10 protein-coding genes and 1 pseudogene are annotated in these 12697 nt (G+C 67.3%); 6 read left to right on the forward strand and 5 right to left on the reverse strand.

Going from position 1 to position 12697, the window contains the following annotated elements; genetic code table 11:
- Positions 1–780 (forward strand): annotated as a pseudogene (locus DPV74_RS19335) (penicillin-binding protein 1C); the annotation flags it as partial.
- A 41-nt stretch (positions 781–821) separates the two neighbouring features.
- Here DPV74_RS19335 and DPV74_RS19340 read toward each other — a convergent pair.
- Positions 822–1454 (reverse strand): LemA family protein, encoded by a 633-nt coding sequence (locus DPV74_RS19340; RefSeq protein ID WP_119337798.1) that lies wholly within the window; start codon positions 1452–1454, stop codon positions 822–824.
- Positions 1455–1535: 81 nt separating this feature from the next.
- Positions 1536–2729 (reverse strand): YgcG family protein, encoded by a 1194-nt coding sequence (locus DPV74_RS19345; RefSeq protein ID WP_205571928.1) that lies wholly within the window; start codon positions 2727–2729, stop codon positions 1536–1538.
- On the opposite strand from DPV74_RS19345, the gene DPV74_RS19350 reads away from it, so the two are divergent.
- Both DPV74_RS19350 and DPV74_RS19355 read left to right on the forward strand, forming a co-directional pair.
- Positions 2728–3045, forward strand: coding sequence for a hypothetical protein (locus DPV74_RS19350; protein WP_162923090.1), 318 nt, complete (start codon positions 2728–2730; stop codon positions 3043–3045). The two genes, DPV74_RS19345 and DPV74_RS19350, sit on opposite strands and share 2 nt — an antisense overlap.
- 208 nt (positions 3046–3253) lie before the next feature.
- On the forward strand, positions 3254–3946 hold the full coding sequence (locus DPV74_RS19355; protein WP_060195456.1) for a hypothetical protein: 693 nt from the start codon (positions 3254–3256) through the stop codon (positions 3944–3946).
- A 52-nt stretch (positions 3947–3998) separates the two neighbouring features.
- Here DPV74_RS19355 and DPV74_RS19360 read toward each other — a convergent pair whose 3' ends face one another.
- The 3 genes from DPV74_RS19360 to DPV74_RS19370 form a co-directional block, all read right to left on the reverse strand.
- Positions 3999–4520, reverse strand: a complete 522-nt coding sequence (locus tag DPV74_RS19360; RefSeq protein WP_059697403.1) for a GNAT family N-acetyltransferase — start codon at positions 4518–4520, stop codon at positions 3999–4001.
- 21 nt (positions 4521–4541) lie between these two features.
- A complete protein-coding gene (locus DPV74_RS19365) occupies positions 4542–5795 on the reverse strand; it encodes a multidrug effflux MFS transporter (RefSeq protein WP_027791858.1) in 1254 nt (417 codons plus the stop codon).
- 380 nt (positions 5796–6175) lie between these two features.
- Positions 6176–7072, reverse strand: a complete 897-nt coding sequence (locus DPV74_RS19370) for a glutamate/aspartate ABC transporter substrate-binding protein (RefSeq protein ID WP_049098212.1) — start codon at positions 7070–7072, stop codon at positions 6176–6178.
- 421 nt (positions 7073–7493) lie between these two features.
- Between DPV74_RS19370 and DPV74_RS19375 the strand changes: the two genes are divergently transcribed.
- The 3 genes from DPV74_RS19375 (at position 7494) to mgtA (ending at position 12631) form a co-directional block, all read left to right on the forward strand.
- A complete protein-coding gene (locus DPV74_RS19375) occupies positions 7494–9155 on the forward strand; it encodes a S8 family peptidase (protein WP_059697405.1) in 1662 nt (553 codons plus the stop codon).
- A gap of 294 nt (positions 9156–9449) precedes the next feature.
- On the forward strand, positions 9450–9818 hold the full coding sequence (locus DPV74_RS19380; protein ID WP_119337788.1) for a hypothetical protein: 369 nt from the start codon (positions 9450–9452) through the stop codon (positions 9816–9818).
- A gap of 47 nt (positions 9819–9865) precedes the next feature.
- Entirely contained in the window at positions 9866–12631 is a 2766-nt protein-coding gene (gene mgtA, locus DPV74_RS19385) for a magnesium-translocating P-type ATPase (protein ID WP_119337789.1), read from the forward strand.
- Positions 12632–12697: the final 66 nt, after the last annotated feature.

A 12697-nucleotide genomic window follows, 5' to 3' on the forward strand; every position in this document is an offset into this window, starting at 1 on the left:
TCCGGCGCATCGGCCGCCTCGCCCGCCCGCACGGCCGACGGCACGCGCGTGTTCAGCGAGGCGGCCAGCTTCGTCGTGACCGACATCCTTTCCGACAACAACGCGCGCGTGCGCACGTTCGGCTTCGACAATCCGCTCGCGACGCGCTTCTTCTCGGCGGTCAAGACCGGCACGAGCAAGGACATGCGCGACAACTGGACCGTCGGTTTCACGTCGCGCTATACGGTCGGCGTGTGGGTCGGCAATGCGGACGGCTCGCCGATGTGGGACGTGTCGGGTGTCACGGGCGCGTCGCCGGTGTGGTCGGCCGTCGTCGGCTACCTGCACCGCGACGTACCGAGCCGCGCGCCGCGCGCGCCGGCCGGCGTCGAGACGCGCCGCATCACCTTCGAGCGCGACATCGAACCGTCACGCAACGAATGGTTCGTCGCGGGCACGGCGGTCGACACGATCCGGCTCGCCGCCCCCGTCACGCCGGGCAAGGACGGCGCGCGCGCGCCGCTGACGATCGGCACGCCGACCGACGGCACGATCTTCGCGATCGACCCGGACATTCCGCCGAAGAATCAGCGGATCTGGTTCGAGCGCTCGGCCGGGCACGCCGCGAAGTTCGCGTGGCGGCTCGACGACAAGGTGATCGGGCATGCCGACCGCATCGCGTGGATGCCGTGGCCGGGCCGGCACCGGCTCGAACTCGTCGATGCGCGCGGCAATGTTGCCGACGCGATCGGCTTCGAGGTGCGCGGCGCGTTCGCGAAGGCGGCCGCGCGCAAGCCCTGAATGCGCGCTTCGGTCGGACGTTTCGACCTGACGCTCCGGCCTTACTCGCCGGCCGTGTTTGCCTTCGCCGGTTGCGGCTGCGACTGCGCGGAGAAATCGAGTGCCGGCGCGGTCGAAACCGCCGCTTCGTTCGCGACGCTGAAATTCGGGCGCGGCTGGTAGCCGAAGATCTTCGCGATCACGACGCCCGGGAACTGGCGGATCTGCACGTTGTAGTGCTGCACCGTCTTGATGTAGCGGCCGCGCGCGACCGCGATGCGGTTTTCCGTGCCTTCGAGCTGGGTCTGCAGGTCGCGGAACGCTTCGTTCGCCTTCAGCTCCGGATAACGCTCGGACACCACCATCAGCCGGCTCAGCGCCCCGGACAGCTCGCCCTGCCGCTGGTCGAACGCCGCGAGCGCGGCCGGGTCCTTCGCCATCTCCGGCGTCATCTGCACGCTGCCCACGCGCGCACGGGCCGATGCCACCTCGGTCAGCACGCGCGCCTCGTGCGACGCGTAGCCCTTCACCGACGCGGCGAGATTCGGCACGAGGTCCGCGCGGCGCTGATACTGGTTCAGCACTTCGGACCATGCGGCATTGATGTCCTCGTCGGACGACTGGATCGCGTTGTAGCCGCACCCCGCGAGCGGGGCCAGCACGCAGCACACGAGCAGGATTCGAAACCATTTCATCATGGGTTGTTTCCGGTTGAACGCTCCGGGTGGAGCGGCAGGTGAAAGGAATCAGGCGCGCAGGCAGGCTGCGCGCGGACGCTACCAGCGGCCCGATGCGCCGCCACCGCCGCTCGACCCGCCGCCGCCGCGAAACGAATCGGAACCCGATTGCGACCGGGAGCCGGACGAGGATGACGACGAAGACGAGCCGCTGCCCGTCAGCTTCGCCCAGATCACGGCGAGTACGCACAGCACGCCGAAGATGCCGGACAGCACTTCCCCGACCGAATAGTCCATTTCGCGCCCGATCGCGACGATCATGAACAGCGTCCCGCCCACGATCGCAGTGATTTTGCGCACGCGCGCCGACAGGAACAGGTTGATGCCGAGCAGGCACGGCCCGACACCGGCGGCCGCCGGAACGAACGCCGCGGCGCCCAGCATGGCTTCGAGATTGCCGTTGAAGATCACGCCGACCGGCAGCATCACGACCGGCACGACGGCCGCCACGAGCCAGGCGGCCAGGAGCGCCACCCTGCGGCGCAGCTCGCGCCATTGCGCGACCACGCCGAGCACGACGTTGGCAACCCCGAGCAGGAACCAGAACCGCACGCCGCCCATGTTCGGGCGTTTCCGCTCGGGCAGGCCGTTCGACTGGTATTTTTCGCCGCCGGCTCGCGCGTCGCGGGGCGGCAGGTTCGCGGCATCCGTCGCGGTCGCCGCGGCCGTTTCGTATGCTTCGTCGCGCCCGTCGAACGCCGTGGCGGGTGCGGGCTGCTCCGGCGCGGCGATGTCGGCCGGCATCATTTCGTGCGTCAGCGCGTCCAGCGCATCGCTGATGCCGGCTTCAATGCGGTTCTCGCGGAATGCCGGCACGATCCGCTCGCGAATGATCCGGCCCGCGACGATGTCCGGAATCGTGCCTTCGAGCCCGTAGCCGACTTCGATCCGCACGGTATGGTCGTTGAGCGCGGCGACGAGCAGCAGGCCGTTGTTGACCTTGGCCTTGCCGAGTTTCCATTGGTCGAACACGGAGGTCGCAAACTGTTCGATCGTCGCTTGCCCGGTCGACCCGACCAGCAGGATCGCGACCTGTACGCCGAGCCGTTGTTCGAGCGCGGCGAGGCGGTCGGTCAGCTCGGAGGCGCAGGCCGCGCTCAGCACGCCCGTCGTGTCCGTCACGCGGCCTTTCAACGGCGGTGCGGCTTCCGGCTTCGGGGCGACCGGATAGGCTGCCGCGGCGGCCACGTGTGTGCAGGCCGACCGGGCCGGGGTGGCAAGCGTGGCGGCCATGGACGCCGCGACGGCGACGCTGTCATCTTCGGCCGGCGCCGCGATGGCCGTGCCGCCGAACAGCAAGATCGCGCCCGCGAGCAAGGCAGCGGCCTTCCGGAAGCCGGACCTGCCGGTCACGCCCTTTGTGCCGCGTGGGTGCCGAATGCCGGTTCGGGCCGTGCCTGCCCGCGATACCGGATCGCCTTCGCCGCCCGGCGCGCACGGCCGGCCCGTCTGTCGTTTCGAATTCATGTCGGAAACGGCGCGCCGGCTCCATCGGGAACGGCACGTTCTCTCGTCGTTTTTAATCGTCCCGCAGCATAACCAATTGTGAAAGGAACTGAAAGGTTTCCGGCCGACTTCCGGATCTCGTCATTTCAGCGTGCCGCTGCACGACGCGCTCGTCGTCCGGCCGCGTCCGGCCGCAGGCCGGCCAGACGACCGAAACGGGCAAGCAGCGCCCCGCTTCGGGACATAGAATGTGAACGGCGCCGCACCGTCGGCGCCTGCCGGTTGCCCCACTCTCCTCAAGGCCAGCGACCATGAACCTGCACCCCAGGCGTTTCATCCGCCCCGCGCTGGGCACGCTCTGCCTCGCCACCCTCGCAGCGCTTCAGGCGTGCAACGGCGATGCCTGCTTCGGCGTGGATGTCTGCTTCAACAACAACAACACGCAAACCGTCGCGCTGTCGGGCACGGCCGCGACGGGCGACGCGCTCGCGAGCGCGCAGGTGACGGTCAGCTGCGTGACGGGCTCGGCGACGACGCTGACGGACGGCGGCGGCAACTACCGCGTGACGGTCAATGCCGCGCTGCCGTGCGTCGTCACCGTGACGTCGGGCGGCACGAGCCTGCATTCGCTCGCGTACGCGGGCGGCACGTTCAATACGACGCCCGAGACCGAGCTGATGCTGGTCTATCTCGCCGCCCAGCTCGGCACGAACACCGCCGCATTGATCGGCAATTTCCAGGGCAATCCGCGCTACCAGCAGGCGATGAACAGCCCGAACACCGTACAGGCCGCGCAATCGGCCGTGGTGACGAACCTGCAGCAGCGCTATTCGGTCACGCTCACGGCGCCGGCGTTCCTGACCACGTCGTTCACGGTCGGGCAACCGGGTGTCGACAGCGATCTCGTCGCGCTCGCGAAAGCCGGCGCGATCGACGCGAACGGGATGCCGGATCCGGCTGCGGTTTCGCTGCTCACGCAGGCCGGCGCGACGCATCCGCTTTGACAAGCGGCCGGCGGCGGGAAGAAGGTCGCCCGTTATTGCCTGGTATCACGCGTCAGGCGCGCGCTTCGGGCGCGTCGTCGGCCAGCAGCGCCCACCGTTCGTGGTCGCGCCATTCGCCGTCGATACGCAGATAGCGCGGAGAAAATCCCTCTTTCGTGAAGCCGAGCCGCCGAACCAGCGCAATCGACGCATGGTTGCCCGGCTGGATGTTCGCTTCGAGCCGATGCAGCCCGAGTTCGCCGAACGCGACACCGATCGCCGCGCGCATGGCGTCGGTCATCAGCCCCTTGCGGCTGAACGCCACCATCCCGTAGTACCCGAGATACGCGCTCTGGAACACGCCGCCGACGATCTCGTTGAGGTTCACCACGCCGACCACCGCCCCGGACGTGCGCTCGCGCGCGACGAAGCCGACGTTCGGCCCCGTCAGGCAGCGGCCGAACCACTGGTCGAATCCCGCCTGGTCGGTGAACGAGTCGACCCACGGCAGATGATGGCTCCGGCTCGCGCGATTGGCGGCGATCAGGTCGGCGGCGTCGGTTCGGGCGACGCGGTTCAGCAGAATCGGGTTCATGGGGCAGTCGACAGGCGGCATTTACGCGGCCTCCCCACGCCCGCACGCGACGGGCGCGGCCTCGGCCTGCTGCTGCGACAGGTACCGCAGCAGCTTGGTGACCATCCACACGACGATGCAGGACAGCGCGACGAAGAAGACCGCGAGCGGCGTCAGGACATGGATCGACACGAAACCGGCCAGCCCCATCATCGCGGACGACACGAGCAGCAGCGCGCATCCGAGGATCGCGCTCGTCAGGCCGGCGATATGCGGAAACAGCGAATTGCCCTTGGCCATCAGCGTCGGGTACATCGCGCCCGCGCAGAAACCCATCACGAGCACCGGCGTCGCGAGCGTCCACACGCGCAGCCCGACGGTCAATGCCAGCACCAGCATCGCGACCGACGCCCCCGCCATCACACGTGCGCCGATACGCAGCCGTTGTTCGGCACTCGGCAGCCCGCGGCCGTGAATGCGGTTCGACAGCCCGCCGAGGAAATACATGAGCCCGATGCCGAGCGCGAGATAACCGAAGAAGGTCGGCGGCTTGTGCAGCGTGGTCTGCACCATGAACGGCCCGACGATGTTGAACACCAGCAGGATGCTGTAGCACAGCCCCTGTGCGAGGAAGCAGCTCTGGAACACCGGGCTCGCCAGCACCTTGCCCGCGTTCGTCATCAGCGTGCGCGGCTCGAGATGCACCGGCTTCGGCAAGGTTTCGCGGTATCGCCACAGCAGCGCCCACATCACCAGCGAGTACACCAGCAGGAACACGAGGCACGCGCGCCAGCCGAACCATTCCTGCAGGTGCGCGCCGATCACCGGCGCGATGATCGGCGCGAGCCCCCACGCGATCGACATGTACGTGAACGCGTGCATCAGCGCCTGCCCGGAGAACGAATCGGTGATGATCGCCTTCGCGAGCAGGTTGGTGGTCGCGATCCCGAAACCCTGCAGGCAGCGCGCCAGCACGAACGTCTCCAGGTTCTGCGCGCCGAGCGACAGCAGACAGCCGATTGTGTAGATCACGAGCCCGAACGCCAGCACGCGCTTGCGCCCGTATGCGTCGGCGACCGGCCCGAAGATGAGCTGGCCGAGCGCGTAGGCGGCCATGTAGCCGGACACGCTCGACTGGATCGCCTGCGGCGTGGTCGCGAACGACCGTGCCATGTCGGGCAGCGCAGGCACGTAGATGTCGATTGCAAGCTGGCCCGCAGACGCGAACAGGCAGATCAGGAACAACAGGAAACGCGGCGAGTTCGACTCGCGCGCGGGAGTGAGCGTGGCGTTCATGACGACTGGGGAGGATGTCGGACAGCGGTGACGCGGTCGTGCGATGTTCGAACCGCGAACACCCGTGCGTCATGTCGAATGCCGTATTGTGCCTGTTGTCGCGTCATGCCGCCGGATTCCCCTGGCACGGACGAGGTTGAATGCCGATTGCGGCATACCCGGAAATCCGCTACGGGCATTGCAGCGGCCACTTCAGGCCGCTTCCGGCCGCTTGAATCCTGAGACTTGGGCCGGTACCTCGAGCGTCCCCGGCGACACCGGTCGCGCGCGGCCCGGAGATCAAGACCTGATGCTGTTCCAGCCACTTGCCTTCCAAACCGCAACCGCCGGCACGCACCGGCGGTTTTTCATTACCGAATGTCGATCAGCACCGCATCCGGTCAATACTGCGCCTGATCCGTCGGATTCCTGAACAGCTGCTTCATCTCCGCCGACAGCGGATAGTTGAGGCTCACGCCTTTCGGCGGGATCGGCTGCGTGAACCATTGGTCGTAGAGCTTCTCGGCCGCGCCCGACGTCTGCATCTTCGCAATCACGCCGTCGACCACGCGCTTGAACGCCGGATCGTCCCTGCGCATCATGCACGCGTAATTCTCGTGAACCAGCGGCGTGCCCGTCACCGTATACGCGCCCGGGTTGCGATCCTTCGCGATCTCGCCGTACAGCAACGGCTCGTCCATCACGAACGCCACCGCGCGCCCGGTCGTGACGTTCATGAACGCTTCGGCGTGATCCTTGGCGCTGATGATCGTCATGTTCATCGCCTTCTCTTCGTTGAGCTTGCGCAGCAGGCGCTCGTCCGACGTGCCGGCCGTCGTCGCGACCGTCTTGCCGGCCAGGTCCGCGAAATCCTTCACGCCCGAATCCTTGCGCGTGCTGAAGCGGATGCCATAAAGAAAGATGCTGTTCGAGAACGCGGCCTGCTTCTGCCGTTCGAGCGTGTTCGTCGTCGATCCGCATTCGAAATCGATCGTTCCGTTCTGCAGCAGCGGAATCCGGTTCTGCGACGTGATCGGGATCTCCTTCACCGAGAGGTTCGGCAGGTTCAATTCCGTCTTCAGCTGGTCGACGATGCGCGATGCGATGTCGCGCGAATAGCCGATGTTCTTCTGCTGGTTGTCCGAATACGAGAACGGCACCGACGATTCGCGAATGCCGAGCGACACGACGCCCGTGTCCTTGATCTTCTTCAGCGTGCCGGTGAGGGCCTGCGCGTGCGCGGTACCCGCCAGCGCACAGGACAGCGCGACGGCCAGCCAGCATAAGCGGCGATCCATGCTTTTCTCCTGACGAAACGTTGATCGAATCGCGATCCTACGCCCGACAAAATTCGCGTCGCATCAGGGAAAGCGTAAGCAACCTTCCACCGTGGCCGTGCATTGAAAGACGTTTGCCGTACCGCGCAAACCGGCCCCCGCCGCACATTTCGCCCGACCGGCCGCACGCGGGCTCACCCCGCCTTCTGTGCCATACGTTCCAAACACGTGTTCGTGCTGCGGCGCAGCAACGTAATCGTTTGCGCCAGCCCCGGTTTTTCTCGTGAAACGCACTCAAGAAGCCGCCGCGCCAGCCGTTACCCAGTGCATGGCGCGTCGCAGCAAGCTTGCCGCGGCCGCCAGACAAAAACGACAAGGTCCGGGTCAGCCGGACCAGCGCCACCGCCGGCACGACGGTTATCTACGAGGATCGAGTTTCAACATGAGAACCAAGCGTTTCAATCTTGCGCTGGCGCGCTCTGCACATGCGCGCATGCTCGCCGGCATGCTGTCCGCCGCCGCCCTCCTGCCCCTCGCCGGTTGCGGCGGCGGAGGCGGCGGCGACGGCAGCAACCCGTCTTCTTCCAACGCGGCGCCGGCACCGGCACCTGCCCCCGCCCCGACGCCCGCTCCCGGCACTCCGACGACCCCGCCCGCCTCGGCCGGCAACAATGCATGCGCGACGCAGCAGGCCGCCGTGCAGATGGCGGCGCAGGCCGCGCCGGCAGAAGCGCCGATCGATCACCTGATCGTCAAGCTGAAGACGCTGACGGCCACGCGCGCGATGGCGGCCATCGACAACGGGACGCGGCTCGACGCGGTCATCCAGCGCTCGATGACGCGCTGGACGGCACCGGTCGCCGGCAGTGCACGTGCCTATGCGAGCACGGTCGGGCAAGCCCCGGTGAACGTGCAGGTCGAACGGACGATCTCGAACGGCGCGGCCGTGCTGTCGCTCGGCCAGCGCATGGCAGCCACCGACGCAGCCGCGCTCGCGCAGGCGTTCGCGGCCGATTCGGACGTCGACTACGCGGAACCGGATCACCCGATGCAGATCCGCGACACGCCGAGCGATCCGCTCTACAACCAGCAGTGGTACCTGTCCGACCCGACCGCCGGCATCGACCTGCCGCCCGCATGGAACGTGACCAAGGGTTCGCCGACCGTCGTCACGGCCGTGCTCGACACCGGCTACCGGCCGCATGCCGACCTCATGGGCAACGTGCTGTCCGGCTACAGCTTCATCAGCAACGTCAACACCAGCAACAACGGCCTGACGCGCAACCCTGACGCAACCGATCCGGGCGACTGGGTCACGCAACAGGAACTCGACAACGCAAACGGCCCGTACTATCACTGCGCGAGCCAACCGAGCGACAGCAGCTGGCACGGCACGCGCGTGATGGGCGTGATCGGCGCGACCGCCAACAACGGCACCGGCATCGCCGGCGTGTCGTGGCTCAGCCAGATCCTGCCGGTGCGCGTGCTCGGCAAGTGCGGCGGCGTGACGAGCGACATCGCCGACGGGATGCGCTGGGCAGCCGGCATCCCGGTGAACGGCGTGCCGACGAATCCGCGCCCCGCGAAGGTCATCAACCTGAGCCTCGGCGGTGTCGGCGCGTGCAGCACGACGTTCCAGCAGGCCATCGACGACGTGACCGCGAAGGGTGTGACCGTCGTCGTCGCAGCCGGCAACGACGGCCTGTCGACCGGGCTCGACCAGCCTGCGAACTGCCGCGGCGTGATCAGCGTCGGCGCCACCGATGCGACCGGCCGCCGTGCGTCGTTCAGCAACTTCGGCGCCGATGTCTCGCTGAGCGCGCCGGGCGTCAACATCCTGTCGACGTCGAACACCGGCACCACGACGCCGGGCTCGGACACCTACGGCCTCGCGAACGGCACCAGTCTTGCGACGCCGCAGGTGTCGGGCGTCGCCGCGCTGATGCTGTCGGTGAACGGCACCCTCACGCCCGCGCAGATCCAGCAGAAGCTGCAAGGCGGCGCGCGCACGACCAAGCTCGCGGCCGGCACGTCGTGCACCGCGATGCCGGCAGGCTCGGGCATTGTCGACGCAGGGGCCGCCATCGCGGCAGCCGGCCAGTAACCCGCCCCTGCTTCCACGCGGCCGCGCGCATGCCGATCACGCATGCGCGCGGCCGTTTCATTCGCGGCAATCCGGGGCTGCGCCACGCACACATCACCCCGATCATGTTTCCCGAAATAACGACCGACAAAAGGGTTGACGCTTCGCACAGCGACCCATTACCATCGCTCCCGTCTAATTACATGGAGTGTTCTGTGAACACCGATGCGAGTTGTAGTTGGTGCCTGACCAACTTGACTGCTGCCTGAGGAAAACGCGCAGAGCCTCGTCTTCTGCCGCATCCCGGGAAGCAGGATGCGGCGCCCTTCCGGCCTGACCGGCCAGATCTCCCGCCGAATTTTCGATGTTGTCGAACGCACGCGCCGCGCCGTCGCGCGCGCGTTCGTGTTGCGCGCAGCGTCAGCCGCGTGCGCCTTCCGTTCGCGTGCCGTCCGGCCGCGCGCCTTCGTGCGCGCGTCGCCTTCGATCGCCCGTGCCGATTACCCGCAACCGACAGGAGTGCAGATGAACTCGGACGACAGTAGTCGATTACCGCTCGCCGGTGCGACGCCGCGCATCGCCCCTCCGGCCGCACCGCACGCGCCGGCGAGCGTTCCCGCCATCACCGATCCACAGCCGATCGCGCCTGACGCGACGCGGCGGGGAGCGCTCGTGCGTCGATAACGTCACGGTCGCTCCCCGCCCGCCGCCTCGTGCGCAAGGAGCGACTCATGACAACACGACACAACACCTCGCACAAGAAACAACGCGGCTTCATCAAGGCCGGCACCGGCCCGCAGAACGAACCGCGCATCATGCGCGCCGCGCAGGAAGCGGCCCGTCCGCTCGAAGACACGCTGAAGTCGCTGAACACCAGCACGCGCGGCCTCACCTACGACCAGGCCGCCGGCCGCCTGCAGCACGACGGCCCGAACGAAATCGCGCACGACAAGCCGCCGCACTGGACCCGCCAGCTGCTGCTCTCGTTCCACAACCCGTTCGTCTACGTGCTACTGGTGCTGGCCGCCATCAGCTTCTTCACCGACGTCTGGTTCGCCGCACCCGACGATCGCGACTACGTCGGCATGACGATCCTGCTGACGATGGTCACAATCAGCGCGCTGCTGCGCTTCGTGCAGGAATTCCGCTCGCTGCGCGCGGCCGAGAAGCTGAAGGCGATGGTCCGCACGACCGCGACCGTGCAGCGCGCGGTGACCGACACGTCCGAGCCGTCCCGCCGCGAGGTGCCGATGCGCGAAGTCGTGACCGGCGACATCGTGCACCTGTCGGCCGGCGACATGATCCCGGCGGACGTGCGCCTGCTCGCGTCGCGCGACCTGTTCATCAGCCAGGCCGTGCTGACCGGCGAGGCGCTGCCGGTCGAGAAGTACGACACGCTCGGCGCGGTCGCGGGCAAATCCGCCGGCACGCGCGCGGCCGGTGCGGCGACCGATACGTCGGCATCGTTGCTCGATCTCGAGAACGTCTGCTTCATGGGCACCAACGTCGTCAGCGGCACGGCGACGGCCGTCGTCGTCGCGACCGGCGAGGACACCTACTTCGGCTCGCTCGCGCGCAACGTCGTGAGCCACAAGCGCATCGAGACGAGCTTCGACCGCGGCGTCGCGAGCGTGAGCTGGCTGCTGATCAAGTTCATGTTCGTGATGGTGCCGATCGTGTTCATGATCAACGGTCTGACCAAGGGCGACTGGCTGAGCGCGCTCACGTTCGCGCTCGCGGTGGCCGTGGGCCTCACGCCCGAGATGCTGCCGATGATCGTCAGCGCGAACCTCGCGCGCGGCGCGGTCGCGATGGCGCGCCGCAAGGTCGTCGTGAAACGCCTGAATTCGGTGCAGAACTTCGGCGCGATGGACGTGCTGTGCACCGACAAGACCGGCACGCTCACGCAGGACAAGATCATCCTCGAGCATCACCTCGACCTGTCGGGCCACAAGAACGAGGACATCCTGCGGCTCGGCTGGCTGAACAGCTTCCACCAGAGCGGCCAGAAAAACCTGATCGACATCGCGGTCGTCGCACGTGCCGACGAGATCGGCGAGCGCGTGAAGCCGCAGGGCTACAAGAAGATCGACGAACTGCCGTTCGACTTCGTACGGCGCCGCCTGTCGGTCGTCGTCGAGGATACCCACGGCACGCACCTGCTGATCTGCAAGGGCGCGGTCGAGGAGATGCTGGCCGTCTCCACGCACGTGCAGGATGAAGACGGCGTGCGTCCGCTCGACTTCGTCGCGCGCAAGCGGCTGCTCGAACAGGCGAGCGCGTACAACGAGGACGGCTTCCGCGTGCTCGTGCTCGCGACGCGCACGATCCCGCGCGGCGACGAGCGCCAGCAGTACCGCACCGCCGACGAACACGACCTCGTCGTGCGCGGCTTCCTGACCTTCCTCGACCCGCCGAAGGAATCGGCCGCGCCGGCGCTCGCCGCGCTGCGCGAAAACGGTGTCGCCGTGAAGGTGCTGACGGGCGACAACCCGATCGTCACGATGAAGGTGTGCCGCCAGGTCGGCCTCGAACCCGGCAAGCCGATTCTCGGCACGGAGATCGAAGCGCTCGACGACGCGACGCTCGCGCAGGTCGTCGAACGCACGATCGTGTTCGCGAAGCTGACGCCGCTGCAGAAGGCACGCATCGTCAAGGCGCTGCAGGCGAACGGCCACACGGTCGGCTTCCTCGGCGACGGCATCAACGACGCCCCCGCGCTGCGCGACGCCGACGTCGGCATCTCGGTCGACAGCGGCGCCGACATCGCGAAGGAAACCGCCGACATCATCCTGCTCGAAAAGAGCCTGATGGTGCTCGAGGAAGGCGTGATCAAGGGCCGCGAGACGTTCGGCAACATCCTGAAGTACCTGAACATGACCGCGAGCTCGAACTTCGGCAACGTGTTCTCGGTGCTCGTCGCGAGCGCATTCCTGCCGTGGGAGCCGATGCTCGCGACGCAGCTGCTCGTGCTGAACCTGATCTACGACACGTCGCAGATGCTGCTGCCGTGGGACAAGATGGACCCCGAGTTCCTGAAGAAGCCGCGCAAGTGGGAGGCCGGCAACATCAGCCGCTTCATGCTGTGGGTCGGGCCGACGTCGTCGGTGTTCGACATCACGACGTACATCCTGATGTGGACGGTATTCGGCGCGGGTGCGATGTATCACCTGAACGGCGGCGCGGGCGGCCAGATCGTGATGAACTCGGGCTGGTTCATCGAGAGCCTCGTGTCGCAAACGCTCGTCGTGCACCTGCTGCGCACGCAGAAGATCCCGTTCCTGCAGAGCACGGCCGCGCTGCCGGTGCTGCTGTCGACGTTCACCGCGATCGCGATCGGCTGCTGGCTGCCGTTCTCGCCGTTCGCGGAGTCGCTCGGCTTCATGCACCTGCCGGGCACCTTCTGGCTGTGGCTCGCCGCGACGATGGTCGGCTATATCCTGCTCGCGCAGATCGTCAAGACGATCTACGTGCGCCGCTACAAGCAGTGGTTCTGATGGTCCAGGCCTGAAGCCGGCCGGCCCGCGCGCTTCGTCGTGGGCCGGCCTGCTCGCCATGCACGA

The organism is Burkholderia sp. HAN2018 (genome assembly GCF_024704855.1).
Lineage (GTDB): Bacteria > Pseudomonadota > Gammaproteobacteria > Burkholderiales > Burkholderiaceae > Burkholderia > Burkholderia cepacia.

Coding starts and splice junctions, on each gene's coding strand:
- DPV74_RS19340 (WP_119337798.1), bottom strand. CDS start 1,454: ATGAAATGGTTTCGAATCCTGCTCGTGTGCTGCGTGCTGGCCCCGCTC.
- DPV74_RS19350 (WP_162923090.1), top strand. CDS start 2,728: ATGGACGCCGCGACGGCGACGCTGTCATCTTCGGCCGGCGCCGCGATG.
- DPV74_RS19345 (WP_205571928.1), bottom strand. CDS start 2,729: ATGGCCGCCACGCTTGCCACCCCGGCCCGGTCGGCCTGCACACACGTG.
- DPV74_RS19355 (WP_060195456.1), top strand. CDS start 3,254: ATGAACCTGCACCCCAGGCGTTTCATCCGCCCCGCGCTGGGCACGCTC.
- DPV74_RS19360 (WP_059697403.1), bottom strand. CDS start 4,520: ATGAACCCGATTCTGCTGAACCGCGTCGCCCGAACCGACGCCGCCGAC.
- DPV74_RS19365 (WP_027791858.1), bottom strand. CDS start 5,795: ATGAACGCCACGCTCACTCCCGCGCGCGAGTCGAACTCGCCGCGTTTC.
- DPV74_RS19370 (WP_049098212.1), bottom strand. CDS start 7,072: ATGGATCGCCGCTTATGCTGGCTGGCCGTCGCGCTGTCCTGTGCGCTG.
- DPV74_RS19375 (WP_059697405.1), top strand. CDS start 7,494: ATGAGAACCAAGCGTTTCAATCTTGCGCTGGCGCGCTCTGCACATGCG.
- DPV74_RS19380 (WP_119337788.1), top strand. CDS start 9,450: ATGCGGCGCCCTTCCGGCCTGACCGGCCAGATCTCCCGCCGAATTTTC.
- mgtA (WP_119337789.1), top strand. CDS start 9,866: ATGACAACACGACACAACACCTCGCACAAGAAACAACGCGGCTTCATC.